This window comes from Enterococcus ratti (assembly GCF_001886195.1).
Classification (GTDB): domain Bacteria; phylum Bacillota; class Bacilli; order Lactobacillales; family Enterococcaceae; genus Enterococcus_B; species Enterococcus_B ratti.
Genome location: NZ_JXLB01000007.1, coordinates 20461 through 38044 on the forward strand (window position 1 = coordinate 20461; position 17584 = coordinate 38044).

The window sequence follows — 17584 nt, forward strand, 5'->3', positions numbered from 1 at the left end:
GGATAAACGATGAAACGTGAAAGAACAATTGATGAAGCTGCTAAAAAAGCAGAAGAACTGAGAAATCGGTTAAATCGTTGGTCCAAAGAGTACTACGTAGAAGATAAGCCGACTGTTGAAGATTACGTTTATGATAAAGAATATGCGGAATTAATGGCTATCGAAGAACAATATCCTGATTTAATCACGTCTGATTCTCCGACACAGCGAGTTGGTGGCAAAGTACTTACTGGATTTGACAAGGTCACTCATGATATTCCGCTATATAGTTTGAATGATGTGTTTAATAAAGAAGAATTGCTGGCATTTGACCAACGTGTACAAAAAGCAATTGGTCATTCTGTTGATTACTGTTGTGAATTAAAAATTGATGGCTTGTCTGTTTCTTTACGTTATGAAAACGGTGAATTTGTGCGTGGAGCAACAAGAGGAGATGGCACGGTTGGAGAAAACATTACAGAAAATTTAAAAACTGTACGTTCGGTACCATTAAAGTTAAAAGAAATGATTAGTGTTGAAGTTCGTGGCGAATGCTTTATGCCAAAAAAATCATTTGTTCAATTAAATCAAAAAAGAGAAGCGCAGGGACAAGATATTTTTGCCAATCCTCGAAATGCTGCTGCTGGTTCTTTAAGGCAGCTTGACTCTAAAGTTACTGCGAAACGAAACTTAGATACTTTTCTTTATACGGTTGCTGATTTTGGTCCTATGAAAGCACAAACGCAATATGAGGCGTTAGAAGAATTAGAAAAAATGGGGTTCCATACAAATCATGAGAAACGCTTATGTCGGTCAATTGATGAAGTGTGGACTTTTATTGAAGAATATCACGAAAAGCGCCTTGCCCTTCCTTATGAAATTGATGGAATCGTCATTAAAGTAAATCAGTTTTCGTTACAAGACCAACTAGGATTTACAGTTAAGGCTCCTCGTTGGGCGACTGCTTATAAATTTCCGCCGGAAGAAGTAGAGACAAAAATTGAAGAGATAGAATGGACTGTGGGTCGCACGGGTGTAGTTACGCCTACAGCACTGATGTCTCCTGTGAGAGTTGCTGGTACAACTGTTAGCCGAGCAAGTCTTCATAATGGTGACTATATTAAAATGAAAGATATTCGTCTGTATGATACAGTTCGAATCTATAAAGCAGGAGACATTATTCCGGAAGTGGCTCAGGTGGTGATGGAAAAACGAGCGAAAGATAGCAAAGAATATGCGTTGCCAACTCATTGTCCTGTTTGTCACAGCGAACTGGTGCATTTGGATGAGGAAGTCGCACTGCGTTGCATTAACCCCAAATGTCCTGCTCAAATAAAAGAAGGGCTCAACCATTTTGTTTCTCGCAATGCTATGAACATTGATGGTTTAGGACCTAGAGTATTGGCTCAGATGTATGACAAAAAACTAGTTTCAGATGTAGCAGATTTGTATAAATTAACTGAAGAAGAGTTGTTGACATTAGACAAAATTAAAGAAAAATCGGCAAACAACATTTTATCGGCAATTCATCTGAGTAAAGAAAATTCAGTGGAGCGTTTAATATTTGGTTTGGGAATTCGTCATGTAGGAGCGAAAGCTGCTAAGATATTAGCTGAGCATTTTGGTGATTTAGAGACGTTAAGCAAAAGTGATTTTGCAGCAATCATCGCATTAGATACGATTGGTGACATAATCGCTGATAGTGTTGTCACTTATTTTAATAATGAAGAGGTTCATGAGTTGATGACTGAACTAAAACAAGCGGGTGTAAATTTTAACTATAAAGGGATTCGCTTTTCACAAATCAAAACGATTGAGTCACCTTTTAAGGAAAAAACAGTTGTATTGACAGGAAAATTAACGCAATTTACACGTGAAGAAGCCAAAGAAACGATTGAAAATTTTGGCGGAAAAGTGACTGGAAGTGTTTCGAAAAAAACGGATATCGTGGTGGCAGGCGAAGAGGCGGGCAGTAAGTTGACGAAAGCACAGGCGTTAGGAATCGAAATATGGACGGAAGAAAAAATGGCAGAAGCGTTAGCTAAAAGTCGCACGTTTTAATAAGGGGATTGATTTTTTCAGATAAATTTCAAGAAATAATTTCAGATGAGAAACTCTTATGTTAAAATAGAGAGCAAAGTTTTTAACTCGTTTAGAAAGAAGGGGTAGTATGGCAATCAGTGAAGAACAAGTAAAACACGTGGCCAAATTAGCAAAACTTTCGTTTGCAGAAGAAGAACTGACAAGTTTTACGGATCAGTTAGGAAAAATCATTGATATGGTAGAAATGCTGGAAGAAATAGAGACAGAAGGTGTGCCATTTACATCAAACGTGGTTGAAACAGTGAACGTTATGCGGCAAGACCGAGCAAGCACTGGTTGGAGTCGCGATGAATTGTTGAGAAATGTGCCAGAAATACAAGACGGTTTTATTAAAGTACCAGCGATTATTGATAATGGGGAGGCTGGCGCATAATGACTAAGCTATATGATCTTTCTCTAGAAAAATTACACGCATTACTGGTTTCTAAAGAAATCACTGCACAAGATTTAACGAGAGCAACTTTTGAGCGTATCAAAAAAACAGAATCGGCGATTGCGGCTTTCATTACATTAAATGAGGAAAAAGCAGTAGCACAAGCAAAAGCATTAGATGAAAAAGGAATAGATGAAAATAACGTTTTAGCAGGAATTCCGATTGGCGTCAAAGACAACATTGTGACAAAAAATTTGTTAACTACGGCGGCTTCTAAAATTTTGTATAATTTTGATCCTATCTATGATGCAACTGTGATGGACAAAGTGTACCAAGCGGATATGATTCCAGTAGGTAAATTGAACATGGATGAATTTGCAATGGGTGGAAGTACAGAAACTTCTTATTATAAGAAAACAAAAAATGCTTGGGATCATTCAAAAGTTCCGGGTGGTTCTTCTGGTGGTTCTGCTGCATCAGTGGCTGCTGGACAAATTCCCGTGTCTTTAGGTAGTGATACAGGTGGAAGTATACGTCAACCAGCTTCGTTTAACGGAATTGTAGGGATGAAGCCTACGTACGGTCGTGTTTCTCGTTTTGGTTTGATTGCTTTTGCATCTTCTCTTGACCAAATCGGACCGATGACTCGTACTGTAAAGGACAACGCTTTTGCTTTAACTGCAATCAGTGGCTACGATGAAAAAGATGGAACTTCATCAGGCGTTTCTGTTCCTAAATTTGCAGAAGGATTAACAGGTGAAATTAAAGGAATGAGAATTGCTTTACCAAAAGAATACCTTGGTGAGGGAATAGCTTATGGAGTCAAAGAAACTATTTTGAAAGCCGCAGATACTTTCCGTTCATTAGGCGCGACGGTAGAAGAAGTCAGTTTGCCGCATTCAAAATATGGAGTAGCGGTATATTATATTATTGCTTCATCCGAAGCAAGTTCAAACTTACAGCGTTTTGATGGCATCCGCTATGGTTATCGTTCTGAAAATGTAAAAAATTTAGAAGATGTATACGTAAACTCACGTACTGAAGGATTTGGTGAAGAAGTAAAACGCCGAATTATGCTTGGAACTTTTTCGTTAAGCGCAGGGTATTATGATGCTTACTTTAAGAAAGCAGGACAAGTTCGAACATTGATCAAACGAGATTTTGAAAAAGTCTTTGCCAATTATGATCTGATCATTGGACCATCCTCTCCTACGGTTGCTTTTGGACTTGGTGAAAAGATTAATGATCCAATCACGATGTATATGAGTGATATTTTAACTATTCCAGTTAATTTAGCGGGACTGCCGGGAATGTCCGTTCCTGCTGGCTTATCTGATAATATGCCGGTTGGCTTACAAATCATTGGAAATTACTTTGATGAAAAAACTATGTATCAAGCTGCTTATGCTTTTGAACAAGCAACGAAATTCAGTAAAAACAAACCAGCGATTTTAGGAGGGAAAGGTGAATGAACTTTGAAACAATTATCGGACTTGAAGTCCATGTCGAATTAAAGACAAACTCAAAAATTTTCTCTCCAGCGCCTGCACATTTTGGAGCTGAACCAAATAGTAATACGAATGTAATTGACTGGGGATATCCGGGTGTTCTACCAGTAATGAATAAAGCCGCTTTGGAATTTGGGATGCGTGCAGCGCTGGCTTTAAACTGTAAAATTTCTAAACATACTCATTTTGATCGTAAAAATTACTTTTACCCTGATAATCCAAAAGCTTACCAAATTTCACAATTTGACCAGCCTATCGGTTATGATGGATGGATTGAAATTGAAGTGGAAGGAAAGAAAAAGAAAATTCGTATCGAACGCGTGCATTTAGAAGAAGATGCTGGTAAAAATATGCATGGGATTGACGGCTACTCTTATGTTGATTTAAACCGTCAAGGGACGCCATTAATCGAAATCGTTTCTGAAGCCGATATGCGTTCACCAGAAGAAGCGTATGCTTATTTAGAAGCTCTGCGGTCCATTATTCAATTTACAGAAGTTAGTGATGTGAAAATGGAAGAAGGTTCGATGCGCTGCGATGCGAATATCTCTTTACGTCCTTATGGTCAGGAAGAGTTTGGAACAAAAGCAGAATTGAAAAATTTGAATTCACTTTCATTTGTAAAAAAAGGTCTTGCATTTGAAGAAAAACGTCAAGCAAAAGTGCTGCTTTCAGGCGGAGAAATTCAACAAGAAACACGGCGATTTGACGAAACGACGAATCAAACTATTTTGATGCGCGTCAAAGAAGGATCAAGTGATTATCGCTATTTCCCAGAACCTGATATTCCTAAATTTGTAATTGATGATGAATGGATTCAGCGAGTAAAAACAAGTTTGCCGGAACTGCCGGCTTCACGACGTCAACGTTATATTCAAGAATTAGGCTTACCAGAATACGATGCAATGGTATTAACTTTATCAAAGGAAATGTCTGATTTCTTTGACGAAACTTTAAATAATGGTGCAGATGCAAAACAAGCATCAAATTGGTTGATGGGTGAAGTATCTGCTTACTTAAATAGCGAAAAATTAGAGTTAGCTCAAACAAACTTAACACCTGAAAATCTAGCGGGTATGATTCGTTTAATTGCAGATGGAACGATTAGCTCTAAAATTGCTAAAAAAGTTTTTCGTGAATTGATTACCAAAGGTGGTCGTGCTCAAGAAGTAGTTGAAAAAAATGGCTGGGTACAGTTATCTGATCCAAGTAAACTTTTGCCAATAATCAATGAGATTTTGGATAACAATCAACAATCTGTAGCTGACTTTAAAAACGGGAAAGATCGTGCTGTTGGCTTCTTAGTTGGACAAATCATGAAAGCAACCAAAGGACAAGCAAATCCAAGTGTTGTCAATCAATTACTTAAAGATGAATTAATAAAACGCTAGGAGTAAGCCATGAAAAAAGCTCGCGTTATTTATAACCCAACTTCTGGCAAAGAGTTAGTAAAAAAAAATTTAGCGGATATCCTCCAAGTATTGGAGGATTCCGGCTATGAAGCCAGTGCATATGCTACAACACCAGAAATAAATTCTGCCCAAAATGAAGCAAAACGAGCGGCGAATATGGGATTTGATTTAGTCGTGGCTACTGGTGGAGACGGCACAATTAGTGAAGTGGTGAATGGAATTGCCCCCCTTGAAAAGCGGCCAAAAATAGCAATTATCCCAGCCGGCACTACGAATGATTATGCACGAGCATTGAAGATTCCTCGTGATAATATCAAAGCAGCTGCGGAAGTGATCAAAAAGAATCAGATAGTAAAAATGGATATTGGTCATACAGATGATCGATATTTTATCAATATCGCTGCTGGTGGTTATTTAACTGAGCTAACCTATGATGTTCCTTCTGAATTAAAGAGTATATTTGGGTATTTAGCCTATTTAGCAAAAGGAGCAGAGATGCTTCCTCGCATTAAACCTATTAAAATGCGCTTGAAATATGATGAAGGAGAATACATAGGCAATGCTTCCATGTTTTTTCTAGGTCTTACGAATTCGGTTGGCGGCTTTGAAAAAATTGCGCCTGATGCCAAGCTTGATGATGGAAAATTTTCATTGATTATTGTGAAGACAGCAAATATTTTTGAGATTTTGCATATTGCTGCATTAATGTTAAATGGCGGACGACATGTAGATGATCCTCGTGTTATTTATACTAAAACGAGTCGTTTATTTGTTGAGACAGAAGATGATATCAATCGACCTGTTATGATTAATTTGGATGGAGAATACGGTGGAAATGCACCCATGTACTTTCAAAATCTGCATCAACATATCGAATTTTTTGCTAATACTGACCAAATTCCAGATGAAGCAATCACTGGATCAGAAGACTTAGAGGAGGTAAGCAAAGAATTTGTTAAGGAAGTTGAGCGTTTGACAGATGAAGATATTGATGGTGATGGAAAAATTGCAGACGAAGAAAAATGATAAAAAGGGTGGGACAGATGATCGTTCCACCCTTTCGTATGAGAGAAATGAAACGAATAAAAAAGATTTTTTTCGTTAGTGTATGATGAAAAATGGCGTAAAAATAGATGACGGTATGCTTGCGTATGACGATTCAGGTCAACGTAAATTTGTCAAAACCTAAGATAAACGGTGTTTCAAAGCCAATTCTTCGGTAGTAAGCTAGCATCAGTAAAAATGAAACAACTATTTTCTCTGATGTTTTCTTACTACTTGGAGTTAATCGGCTCTGTCACAATCTAAGATAAAGGAGTTATTTATGAAAGATCAACGATTGATTAAAAAAAATGAACGGTATACGGTAGAAATAATTGATTTAAGTTACGAAGGAATGGGGGTGGCTAAGATTGAAGGCTATCCGTTATTTATCGAAAATGCTTTACCGGGAGAACGAGTGGAAGTTCTTGTTTTAAAGGCTGGAAATAAATTTGGTTATGGAAAAGTTGAAAGTTGGTTAACAAAATCACCTGCTCGTCAGCCATTAAAAGATAATCGCCTACTTCGTACAGGAATTGCTCCTTTGGCGCATTTGAAATATGAAGACCAGCTTGCCTTTAAACAAAAGCAAGTCGAAAATGTAATGAGTAAAATTGCCCATATATCAGAAGTAGAAATTTTGCCGACGATTGGTATGGATGTTCCTGTAGGTTATCGCAATAAAGCCCAAATTCCCGTTAGACGAATGAATGGACGCTTAGCTACTGGTTTTTATAAAAAAAATAGTCATGATCTTGTTGAGATTGAAGATTATTATATTCAAGAGCCTGCGATTGATCAGGCAATTGCTCGTGTTAGAGAAATTCTACAACGATTTCAAGTACGCGGGTATAATGAGGTAAAAAATGAAGGACAAATTCGGCATATCATTATTCGTAGAGGACATTATTCTCATGAGATGATGGTTGTTTTAGTGACACGTAAAGAAAAATTTTTTAAAGGAAGAGAAATTGCGCAAGTGATCCATGAAGAAATTCCAGAAGTTGTATCTGTTATGCAAAATATCAATGAAGAGAAAACGAATGTGATTTTAGGTGATAAAGAAAAAATACTTTATGGTAGAAGCTATATTGAAGACCAGCTTTTAGGTAAGACGTATCGTATTTCTGCTAAATCATTTTATCAAGTGAATACACAGCAAACTGAAAAATTGTATCAAACGGCAATGGCATTTGCACAGCTAGAAAAAAAAGATGTGGTTATTGATGCGTATTCAGGAATTGGAACGATCGGGTTGTCATTGGCTGATCGGGTGAAAAAAGTATATGGCATGGAGTTGATTCCAGAAGCAATTGAAGATGCACAATTTAATGCGCTAATAAATAAAGTAACAAATGTTCACTATGAAGTAGGAAAAGCAGAAACGGTGATGAAGAAATGGCAAGAAAAAGGTATAAAACCGTCTGTGATTATTGTTGATCCGCCAAGAAAAGGGTTGGATCACAAATTTATCGAATCGGCGATTGAGATGTCGCCAGAAAAAATAGTTTATATCTCCTGCAATCCAGCAACTTTTGCAAGAGATGCCAGAGCTTTTGTGGAATTAGGTTATGAAGTCTCGAAAGTACAACCAGTCGATTTATTCCCACAAACACATCACGTCGAGACAGTAGCGTTGTTGCAACGACATTAAGATTGGAAATTTTTATTTTAAATACTTTTATAAGCATATCGTCTTCATTGATGGGAGAAATAAATTGTAGAATAAGAAGATCTGCGGCTATACTATTTAAATGAGAGGGCGACAAAATAGGTAGAATCTTCTATATAGAATAGTAGGAAGAAATGACTGGATAGTACTGTAAATTATAGATTTTCTATTCTAGAGATTGGAACAAAAAGCAGCTTGATTTAGCCAGCAGCTGTGTCTTTTCTATTCCAATCTCTTATTTGGCTAAAAAAGTGCGGGATTAAGGATGACTGTTATCGTACGAAACAATAGATATCATGTTCTTGCATAATTTGTTTAAAATAATTTAAATCTTCTGTGTGAAGAGGAGGGATATTTTTCATTTGATAAATTCGATTTAATTGTTCATATTTTTTTTGTCCAAATTGATGAAAGGGTAGCAATTCAATGTTGTCAACACCTAAGCGCTGAAATAAACGGGCAAACTGTTTTGCATCTTGCGGTTGGTCATTAAAGTTTGGAATGACTGGAATTCGGACGATTAAGTGTTTGTGATGTTTTAAAGCATAACTTAAGTTTTTTAAAATTAACTGATTGGTCACGCCAATGCCGGTTTGATGTTTTTCGGAATCATAGTGTTTTACATCAAAATATAATGTATCCACTTGTTGGATATAATTGGCAAATATATCTAACTTTGCATACCCAGTAGTTTCTGTAGCGGTGTGAATCCCTTTTTCTTTTAATACTCGTAACAATTCCGTTGCAAATTCTGCTTGATAGAGTACTTCACCGCCAGATAAGGTGACGCCGCCACCAGATTCTTCATAAAAAGCAACATCTTTCATGACTTCAGTTACTACTTCGTCGATTGTTTTATATTCTCCCACCATTGTGTTTTTTTTTCGTGTGTTTTCCCACATTTTTTCTGGTTTTCTACTTTGTGACTCAGGGTTGGCACACCAGTAGCATCGTAAAGGACAACCTTTAAAGAAAACAACAGTTCGAATACCAGGACCATCATGAATACTGAATTTTTGAATATTAAAAATGCATGCTTGTAATTTAGTCGGTGTTGTCATACATGATCACTCCTTTTTCAATCATGTATATTATATCATATGTTTTATCAAACGTAAATATTTATAGTTACGAATGAAATTTAATAAGAGTGTTATTGTAAGGATTTATTAAATATGATATGCTAAAAAAAAGTGAGGGATAGAAATGTCACGAGAAGAAGAGATTATTTCAATAGTGAGTAAGAATAAAAAAATGGAAGTGAATGAATTAGCCGAATTGCTAAAAGTATCTCAAGTAACGATTCGTAAGGATTTGGATAAATTAGAAGCAAGAGGAATTCTTCATCGCCAACATGGCTTTGCACTTATTAGTAATCAAGATGATATCAATTATCGGTTGGCCTCTCATTATGAGCTAAAACGCAAGATTGCATTGAAGGCGGCAGAACTGGTCAGTGACGGCGAAACAGTGATGATTGAATCAGGATCGACTTGTACGCTTTTAGCAGAGGAGTTGGCTTATAATAGAAATGATATTACTATTATCACTAATTCTTGTTTTATTGCTTCTTATATTAGAAAAGCAGAGTCAGTAAAAGTGGTATTGATTGGTGGGGAGTATCAAAAGGATTCACAAGTCAATGTTGGCCCCTTAGTTAGAAAACTGATCAATGCGTTTCACGTCGATAAATTATTTGTCGGGATTGATGGTTTTGATAAAAGACGTGGCTTTACTGGAAGTGATATTACTCGATGTGATACGGCTAATGCAATGATGAAGGCAGCAGATAAGACGATTGTATTAACGGATTCGAGTAAGTTTTCTCAAATTGGGGTGGTTTCTGAATTTGCTTTTGAAGATATTTCTATTGTTTTTACAGATAAAGGGATTTCGGAAGAGAAAGCACAATTTTTAAGAGGAAAAAATATTGAATTAGTGACAGTGTAGTCAATTATGGCGAAACAATATCGTAAAGGTAATTTTTTTATTTTTAGATTAATGAATAAAAAACAAGCAGACGATCACAAAAATTAGTGTTTCAAATTTTTGTGATCGTCTGCTTGTTTTTATTGTAACTATTTTTTTGTATTGCATGAAAAAATGATTTGTTTGATACATGCCATTTTATTTTTTTGAAAGATAATTAAATTTCCTTTGACACTTTGTGAATAAGTATGCTATATTTGTTTCGAAAGAAAGTTTAAAAGTTTCAAATGAAAAGGAGCGTGTAGGTATGAATACTCAAGTTAAATTAAAAACAGCAAGCAAGCAGTTTCATTTTGGTTTATTAACCGAACGGATGAATCATTATCGTGAAACAGTGTTAAACAAAAAACCTTATATATGTGCTGAACGTGCGTTATTAGCTACAGAAGCATATAAAGTGCATCAAAATCAACCAAGTGTTATGAAGCGGGCGTTAATGTTAAAAAACATTTTAGAAAAAATGTCAATTTACATTGAAGAAGAGACATTCATTGTCGGTAATCAGGCTAGTTCTAATAAGGATGCGCCTATTTTTCCTGAGTATACGCTGGAATTTGTGATAGATGAATTAGATAAATTTGAAAAACGTGACGGGGATGTTTTTTATATCACGGAAGAAACAAAAGAACAGTTACGTTCAATTGCACCATTTTGGGAAAATAATAATTTGCGTGCAAAAGCGGGGGCGTTACTTCCAGAAGAAGTCCAAGTGTATATGGAAACAGGTTTTTTCGGGATGGAAGGAAAGATGAACTCAGGGGATGCGCATTTAGCTGTAAATTATCAAAAGATACTAGCAAATGGCTTAAAAGATTTTGAAAGACGGACGCTTGAAACAAAAGCTACATTAGATTTAACGGTTCCTGAAAATATAGGAAAATATCATTTTTATCGCGCTGTATTGATTGTGATTGATGCAGTGAAGACTTTTGCTAATCGTTATGCTCAATTGGCAAAAGAAATGGCTGAAACAGCTGCTACGAAACAACGTAAAGAGGAATTGCTTGAAATTAGTCGAATTTGTTCAAAAGTTCCATATGAGCCAGCAGGAACGTTTGCAGAAGCTATTCAAGCTACGTGGTTTATTCAATTAATTTTACAAATTGAATCAAATGGTCATTCGTTGTCTTATGGGCGTTTTGATCAATACTTGTATCCTTATTATGAAGCAGATATTAAAAATGGCAACATAAATAAAGACAAAGTCGTAGAGTTATTAACTAATTTATGGATTAAAACGTTAACAATTAATAAAGTACGTAGTCAAGCACATACTTACAGCAGTGCAGGAAGTCCGCTATATCAAAACGTAACGATCGGCGGCCAAACAAGAGATAAAAAAGATGCGGTAAATGAGCTTTCTTTCCTAGTTTTGCGAAGTGTAGCCCAAACCAAACTTCCTCAACCTAACTTAACTGTTCGATATCATTCGGGGTTAAATCAAGATTTTATGAATGAAGCCATTGAAGTAATGAAGTTAGGTTTTGGTATGCCGGCTTTCAATAATGATGAAATCATTATTCCTTCTTTTATTGAATATGGGGTGAAAGAAGATGATGCGTATGACTATAGTGCAATTGGTTGTGTAGAAACTGCTGTTCCGGGAAAATGGGGGTACCGTTGTACGGGAATGAGTTATATTAATTTCCCTAAAATCATGATGATTGCTATGAATGATGGTATTGATCCTGTTTCAAATAAACGTTTTACAAAAGGTTGTGGCCATTTTACAAAGATGACTTCATATGAAGAATTAACAGAGGCTTGGGATAAAACTTTGCGTGAATTGACTCGTATGAGCGTTATTGTGGAAAATGCAGTGGATTTGGGAATCGAAAAAGAAGTACCTGATGTTTTGTGCTCTGCTTTGACAGATGATTGTATTGGACGAGGAAAGACTTTAAAAGAAGGTGGGGCGGTTTACGACTATATCTCTGCTTTACAAGTGGGAATTGCTAATTTAGCGGATTCATTGGCAGCGATCAAAAAGTTTGTTTTTGAAGAAGGAAAAATAACTCAAGAAGAGCTTTGGACAGCGTTAATGACAAACTGGGAAAGTGAACGCAGCCAAGAAATTCAACAAATGATTCTTGATGAAGGACTAAAATATGGGAATGATGAAGACGAGGTGGATCAATTAGTCGTTGAAGCTTATGACGTGTATATTGATGAAATCAAAAAATATCCAAATACTCGTTTTGGACGTGGACCAATTGGCGGGATTCGCTATTCAGGAACTTCTTCTATTTCTGCTAACGTAGGACAAGGACGAGGAACAATGGCTACACCGGATGGTCGAAAAGCATGGACACCCTTAGCAGAAGGTTGTTCTCCTTCACATAATATGGATAAAAATGGTCCAACTGCGGTATTAAAATCGGTGGCCAAATTACCAACGGAAAAGATTTTAGGAGGCGTTTTACTCAATCAAAAAGTCAATCCGCAAACATTAGCTAAGGAAGAAGATAAACAAAAATTAATTATGTTATTACGTACGTTCTTTAATAAACTAAACGGTTATCATATTCAGTATAATGTCGTGTCAAAAGAAACATTGATCGATGCGCAAAAGCATCCTGAAAAGCACCGTGACTTGATTGTTCGAGTAGCTGGTTATTCCGCCTTCTTTAATGCTTTATCAAAAGCGACGCAAGATGATATCATTGAACGTACAGAGCATGTGATTTAACCTATTTGCCAAACAACTGATCGGTTAGGGTCAGTTTAACGTCTTATGTGTAATGAAAGAAATGAACGACCGTTAATGTTTTGCTTTGCAAATCCCTAATAAAAAGTAAGAACTTGACCATGCTAAATAAGAAATCTAACTGCTGTTTTTTTAGAAGTGTATTCACTTTTTCTTGTAAATGGATATGTAAGCAAGAACAAAAAATGTTACAAAAGTTTTTTTATTAAAATAAAGAAGAAAAAGCATTAATAAATGACATACAGGGGTTGTAATGAGTAACGAAAAGGAGGATAAAAAAATATGGAATTTTTATTAGACACAGCTAATTTAGAAGAGATCAAAAAATACAAAAAAATTCTCTCATTAGCGGGGGTTACTTCTAATCCATCCATTATCAAAAATGAAGGAAAAATTGATTTTTTCAATCACATGAAGCAAATTCGAAAAATTATCGGTAAGGACAGAACGCTCCATGTTCAAGTGGTCGCTACAGACTATGAAGGAATGCTTCGTGATGCGGAAACAATCATTAAAAGAGTTGATTCAGATGTATATATAAAAGTTCCAACAAATGAAACAGGTCTAAAAACCATAAAAGAATTGAAAAAACGTGAAATAAAGGTGACTGCTACAGCAATTTATACAAAATTTCAAGCTTATTTAGCGATTGCTGCAGGAGCTGATTATATTGCCCCTTATTTTAATCGCATGGAGAACTTGAATATCGATCCAAAAGAAGCCATTCGAGAAATAGCAAATGAAATTTCACGTACGAATTGTTCAAGTAAAATTTTAGCAGCTAGTTTTAAGAATGTTGCACAAGTAAATGCTGCGCTTGAAGCAGGCGCTCAAGCAGCTACGATGGGGTGCGCTATTCTTAATCAAGCGTTGGCCATGCCTGCAATCAATCAAGCTGTTACCGACTTTTCGTCTGATTGGGAAACGAATTTTGGGAAAGAAAAGGTAATTTATAAAGAAAGAAAAAACAAAAGTTTACTGATAATAGAAAGTGACATTTTGGTATTGGAAGTCTATTTCTTTCACAATTAATGAACGGTAAGAAAAATGACAAGGAGGTTTTCTAATAGAAACATAAAATAAAAGGAATGAACTATTACATGCATGTAACGGATTTTTTCATGTATTTTTGGCAGTAATTAACACCTAGTCGGGGAATGTTCAACAAAAAGCAGTACAAATTTAATGGATGTGTGCGACAAAAGCGTTTTCGCTTTTGTCGCACATTTTTTATAAGGATAGGTAAAAAATTTTAAACTAAAGAATGTGCATAATGAATGCTTTTGTATTCTTTTGGTGTATGACCTGTTATTTTTTTAAATACTTGGATAAAATGACTTTGGCTAGAAAAAGCGAGTAAGTTGCTGATTTCATCATACGAATGATCAGTGAACAGTAATAAATGTTTTGCTTCGTTAATTTTTTTTTCTTGAATATAATGATGAATTGTTGTACCAATTTCTTTTTTAAAGTGACTACATATATGTGTTTTGTGTTTGTCAGTAATTGTTGCTAACTCATCAATTGTGATGCGTTCATATAAATGATTATCGATGTGATTAACAATGGTTTTTACCAGTAATGATTTGTGCGCTAACGGGTAACGATGAAGTAATTCCATAAAACGATAGGTTGCTTCTTTTATATACCGTAAACACTCATCAGATGTGTGAATATGAACGAGTCCTTGAATTAAAGAATCAGATAGTCCAAATGCTTGATTAATAGGAACCCCTTCATCAATGCTCATTCGAGTAACAATGGCTACAAAAGCAGCGAATTTTAATTTTAAACTTTCTAATTCAAAGGGAGATAAGGCGACTTTATAGGTTTCTTTCATTTTATTAAAAATCCAAATCACTTTTTCTGGTTCATTGCGTTTGATGTAATCTAAATAACGCAACTCAAAATGGTAAGAATCAAAGGTTTCTTTATGTACCCTTCGATCATAAAGATTGGTTTCTAAGCTATGATCAGTATGTAAATTTTTCTTATCTTTTTCTTGCTGAAAAGACCAATGAAAATCTTCTTTTTTTGCAGTTGTTTGAGTAAGAATGGTGTGTAAGAGTTGCAGATATTCTTCAAAGGAATATTTGTCTTCTTTGGAATAATGGATATTATAATGATATTCGTGCCCCATAAAAAAACAAGAAGTTTCTTTTGAACCGATAACACCGCAAGGACCAACAAGCATGTAAAAATCTTTTTCTTTGATTGAAAATGAAAAATGACCGTATAAATAAGTTTTCATATTGTACAGCTTGATTTTTTTTGATTTTTCAAATGGAATTGATTCATTGATAGAAACGTTTAATTCTAGGGAACTTTTGGGATAAATGATTTGTCCTTTTTCATTAAGCAGCATCATGGGAATGAGAAATTTTTGATATAAAAGATCCATCGTTAGTTTGATACTTTCAATATTCATGACAGAAAACACTTCCTATGCTAAAAATAATTACGTCCTTATCTTACACTAAATAGTTTGATAGATCACGAATTTTTTAATATAAATACGTTTTTTTTTATATAAAAGAGAGAGTTATTTATATATAATCAACCTAGTAAAACGGTTCCAAGAGGAGGTACGAATGAGAAAGCAGGAGTTACAAACATTATTTGAAAATTTATCCCTACAAGAAAAAATTGCTCAAACGATTCAATTAAATGGAAGTGTTCTAATCGAAAATGATGTGATGAATACTGGACCAATGGAAGAATTAGGATTGCCTAAAGAACTTAACGTGTATGAAATTGGTTCGATTTATAATATCAATGATCATCAAAAGCTAAAAGAATTACAAACAAAGGCTTTAGAAAATAGTAGGAACAAAATTCCAATGTTATTTATGTCAGATGTTATTTACGGGTTTCGTACGATCTTTCCCATGCCCCTTGCACAAGCTGGTTCGTATGATTTTGAACTCATTCAAAAAGCCGCAGAATTAACTGCTAAAGAAAGTTATTTAAATGGTTTACATGTGCTGTTTTCTCCAATGTTGGATTTATCACGTGATCCGCGTTGGGGAAGAGTAATGGAGTCACCGGGAGAAGATGTTTATACAGCAAAAGCGTTTGCCAGAAGTATCGTAAAAGGCTATCAAGGAAAATCAGGAATGCAAATTCCACAATATCATGTAGCGGCTTGTTTAAAACATTTTGCGGCTTATGGTGCGCCGGAATCAGGGCGTGAATATAACACAGTAGATCTGTCGAATCAACGCTTATTTAATGAATATCTTCAACCCTATCAAGCAGCAATAGAAGCGAAAATCGAGTTAGTCATGACTGCTTTTAACTTATTAAATGGAGTTCCAGCGACAGGAAATGAATGGTTAAATCGGGATATTTTACGTAGTCGCTTTGGCTTTGAAGGGGTTTTAGTTTCTGATTATGCAGCCATTAAAGAATTAATTCCTCATGGATATGCCAAAGATGAAATAGATGCTGCTAAAAAGGCAATGATAGCAGGAGTTGATTTAGATATGATGACTTCGATTTATGCCAATCATTTAGCTGAGTTAGTCACAGATTCTTATTTTATGACGTTGCTTGATGAAGCAGTTTGGCGTATTTTAACATTAAAAAATAAATTAGGCCTGTTTGAAAATCCTTATCGTGGATTAGAAGAAGAGAATACTGGTGAAATTTTAACGGATAAAGCAAAATGTGTGGCAGTTGAATTAGTTGAAAAAAGTTGTGTTCTTTTGAAAAATGAAGGGGCATTGCCGCTTAACAAAAATAAAAAGATTGCGGTTATTGGTCCATATGGGGAAAGTAAATTAACGTTAGGGTTTTGGGCTTCGGTAAGTGGCAAGCCGCAAGATACGGTTACCTTAAAAGAGGGATTGAGCGAACATTTTCAACCGAATCAGTTAACTTTTGCTAAGGGGTATAATTTATTTGATTCATATGAAGAATTTGGACCAATGAAAAAAGGCATGGAAATGCTAAATGGACCCATTGAAGAGGCTGAAAAATTAATGGACGAAGCATTGATGATTGCCAAAAAAGCAGATAGTATTGTCTTGACTTTCGGCGAACAATTCATTGAAAGCGGAGAAGGGGCTTCAAAAGCACATCTAAATATTCCTTTAAAACAACAACGATTGATAAAAAAATTGCATGAATTAAATAAACCAATTATTGGGGTGCTATACACAGGTCGACCATTGGTTTTAACTGAAGTAGAACAATACTTTGATAGTTTATTACTGGCATGGTTTCCAGGGACGATGGGGGGGTTGGCCTTGCGAATTTGTTGGTAGGAAAAACAAGTCCTTCTGCACGTTTATCGATGACTTTTCCTAGAAGTGAAGGACAAATACCGATCTACTATGCTCAATGTTCGACAGGGCGTCCATTAACTGGTGGTGAACATTCTGAGCGTTTTGTTTCAAAATATATAGATGAATCAAACGAACCACTTTTTAAATTTGGTACAGGAAAAAGTTATGCAGAATTTGAAAGTCATTTGTTAGCAAGTGAACGAGTGGATTCATTCATTGAAATAACTTATCTTGTTAAAAATCTTTCGTCTATTGCGGCTGAAACAGTTGTTCATCTTTATCTTCACCAAGAATATGCATCAATTGTTAGACCGGAAAAACGTTTAGTTGGTAGTCAAAGGATTTATCTAGATAAAAATGAAGAAAAACAGTTTAAATTAAAAATACCTATTTCTGATTTAGTTATTTTTAATAATAAAGGAGAAAAGTTAATGGAAGAAGGAGGCTATCATTTTTATTTAAATATTGCAGGAAAAGAAAGTGTTGCTAGATGGAATTACACGAAATAGGA

At 35.4% G+C, this 17584-nt stretch carries 11 protein-coding genes and 1 pseudogene; 10 read left to right on the forward strand and 2 right to left on the reverse strand.

Annotated features, from left to right (window positions below; translation table 11 throughout):
• Positions 1-9 precede the first annotated feature (9 nt).
• From ligA to rlmD, 6 genes are all read left to right on the forward strand, one after another.
• Positions 10-2040 carry an NAD-dependent DNA ligase LigA gene (gene ligA / locus RV14_RS04405; protein WP_071855093.1) on the forward strand — a complete coding sequence of 677 codons (2031 nt, stop codon included), beginning with the start codon at positions 10-12 and terminating at the stop codon, positions 2038-2040.
• A gap of 109 nt (positions 2041-2149) precedes the next feature.
• Positions 2150-2455 (forward strand): Asp-tRNA(Asn)/Glu-tRNA(Gln) amidotransferase subunit GatC, encoded by a 306-nt coding sequence (gene gatC, locus RV14_RS04410; RefSeq protein WP_071855094.1) that lies wholly within the window; start codon positions 2150-2152, stop codon positions 2453-2455.
• A complete protein-coding gene (gene gatA, locus RV14_RS04415; protein ID WP_071855095.1) occupies positions 2455-3927 on the forward strand; it encodes an Asp-tRNA(Asn)/Glu-tRNA(Gln) amidotransferase subunit GatA in 1473 nt (490 codons plus the stop codon). The genes gatC and gatA overlap by 1 nt, the downstream gene beginning before the upstream one ends.
• Positions 3924-5354 (forward strand): Asp-tRNA(Asn)/Glu-tRNA(Gln) amidotransferase subunit GatB, encoded by a 1431-nt coding sequence (gatB, locus tag RV14_RS04420; RefSeq protein ID WP_071855096.1) that lies wholly within the window; start codon positions 3924-3926, stop codon positions 5352-5354. The genes gatA and gatB overlap by 4 nt, the downstream gene beginning before the upstream one ends.
• Positions 5355-5363: 9 nt before the next feature.
• Entirely contained in the window at positions 5364-6401 is a 1038-nt protein-coding gene (locus tag RV14_RS04425; protein ID WP_071855097.1) for a diacylglycerol kinase, read from the forward strand.
• A gap of 298 nt (positions 6402-6699) precedes the next feature.
• Entirely contained in the window at positions 6700-8070 is a 1371-nt protein-coding gene (gene rlmD, locus RV14_RS04430) for a 23S rRNA (uracil(1939)-C(5))-methyltransferase RlmD (RefSeq protein WP_071855098.1), read from the forward strand.
• Between the two features lie 290 nt (positions 8071-8360).
• Here rlmD and RV14_RS04435 read toward each other — a convergent pair whose 3' ends face one another.
• Positions 8361-9149 (reverse strand): glycyl-radical enzyme activating protein, encoded by a 789-nt coding sequence (locus RV14_RS04435; protein WP_071855099.1) that lies wholly within the window; start codon positions 9147-9149, stop codon positions 8361-8363.
• Positions 9150-9294: 145 nt separating this feature from the next.
• On the opposite strand from RV14_RS04435, the gene RV14_RS04440 reads away from it, so the two are divergent.
• The 3 genes from RV14_RS04440 to RV14_RS04450 all read left to right on the forward strand — a co-directional run bounded on the left by RV14_RS04440 (position 9295) and on the right by RV14_RS04450 (position 13816).
• Positions 9295-10038, forward strand: a complete 744-nt coding sequence (locus tag RV14_RS04440) for a DeoR/GlpR family DNA-binding transcription regulator (protein ID WP_071855100.1) — start codon at positions 9295-9297, stop codon at positions 10036-10038.
• Between the two features lie 286 nt (positions 10039-10324).
• Positions 10325-12766 carry a glycyl radical protein gene (locus RV14_RS04445; RefSeq protein ID WP_071855101.1) on the forward strand — a complete coding sequence of 814 codons (2442 nt, stop codon included), beginning with the start codon at positions 10325-10327 and terminating at the stop codon, positions 12764-12766.
• Positions 12767-13066: 300 nt separating this feature from the next.
• Entirely contained in the window at positions 13067-13816 is a 750-nt protein-coding gene (locus RV14_RS04450) for a fructose-6-phosphate aldolase (RefSeq protein ID WP_084650286.1), read from the forward strand.
• A 220-nt stretch (positions 13817-14036) separates the two neighbouring features.
• Here the strand turns inward: RV14_RS04450 and RV14_RS04455 are convergent, their stop codons facing one another.
• Positions 14037-15212: an AraC family transcriptional regulator gene (locus tag RV14_RS04455; RefSeq protein ID WP_071855102.1), complete on the reverse strand. Its 1176-nt coding sequence runs from the start codon at positions 15210-15212 to the stop codon at positions 14037-14039.
• A 163-nt stretch (positions 15213-15375) separates the two neighbouring features.
• On the opposite strand from RV14_RS04455, the pseudogene RV14_RS04460 reads away from it, so the two are divergent.
• Positions 15376-17582, forward strand: a pseudogene (locus RV14_RS04460) (glycoside hydrolase family 3 N-terminal domain-containing protein).
• Positions 17583-17584 lie beyond the last annotated feature (2 nt).

Excerpts from the sequence above, each read along its gene's own strand:
- gatC (WP_071855094.1), top strand. The coding sequence starts at position 2,150 with ATGGCAATCAGTGAAGAACAAGTAAAACACGTGGCCAAATTAGCAAAA.
- RV14_RS04435 (WP_071855099.1), bottom strand. The coding sequence starts at position 9,149 with ATGACAACACCGACTAAATTACAAGCATGCATTTTTAATATTCAAAAA.
- ligA (WP_071855093.1), top strand. The coding sequence starts at position 10 with ATGAAACGTGAAAGAACAATTGATGAAGCTGCTAAAAAAGCAGAAGAA.
- RV14_RS04440 (WP_071855100.1), top strand. The coding sequence starts at position 9,295 with ATGTCACGAGAAGAAGAGATTATTTCAATAGTGAGTAAGAATAAAAAA.
- RV14_RS04425 (WP_071855097.1), top strand. The coding sequence starts at position 5,364 with ATGAAAAAAGCTCGCGTTATTTATAACCCAACTTCTGGCAAAGAGTTA.
- rlmD (WP_071855098.1), top strand. The coding sequence starts at position 6,700 with ATGAAAGATCAACGATTGATTAAAAAAAATGAACGGTATACGGTAGAA.
- gatB (WP_071855096.1), top strand. The coding sequence starts at position 3,924 with ATGAACTTTGAAACAATTATCGGACTTGAAGTCCATGTCGAATTAAAG.
- RV14_RS04445 (WP_071855101.1), top strand. The coding sequence starts at position 10,325 with ATGAATACTCAAGTTAAATTAAAAACAGCAAGCAAGCAGTTTCATTTT.
- RV14_RS04450 (WP_084650286.1), top strand. The coding sequence starts at position 13,067 with ATGGAATTTTTATTAGACACAGCTAATTTAGAAGAGATCAAAAAATAC.
- RV14_RS04455 (WP_071855102.1), bottom strand. The coding sequence starts at position 15,212 with ATGAATATTGAAAGTATCAAACTAACGATGGATCTTTTATATCAAAAA.
- gatA (WP_071855095.1), top strand. The coding sequence starts at position 2,455 with ATGACTAAGCTATATGATCTTTCTCTAGAAAAATTACACGCATTACTG.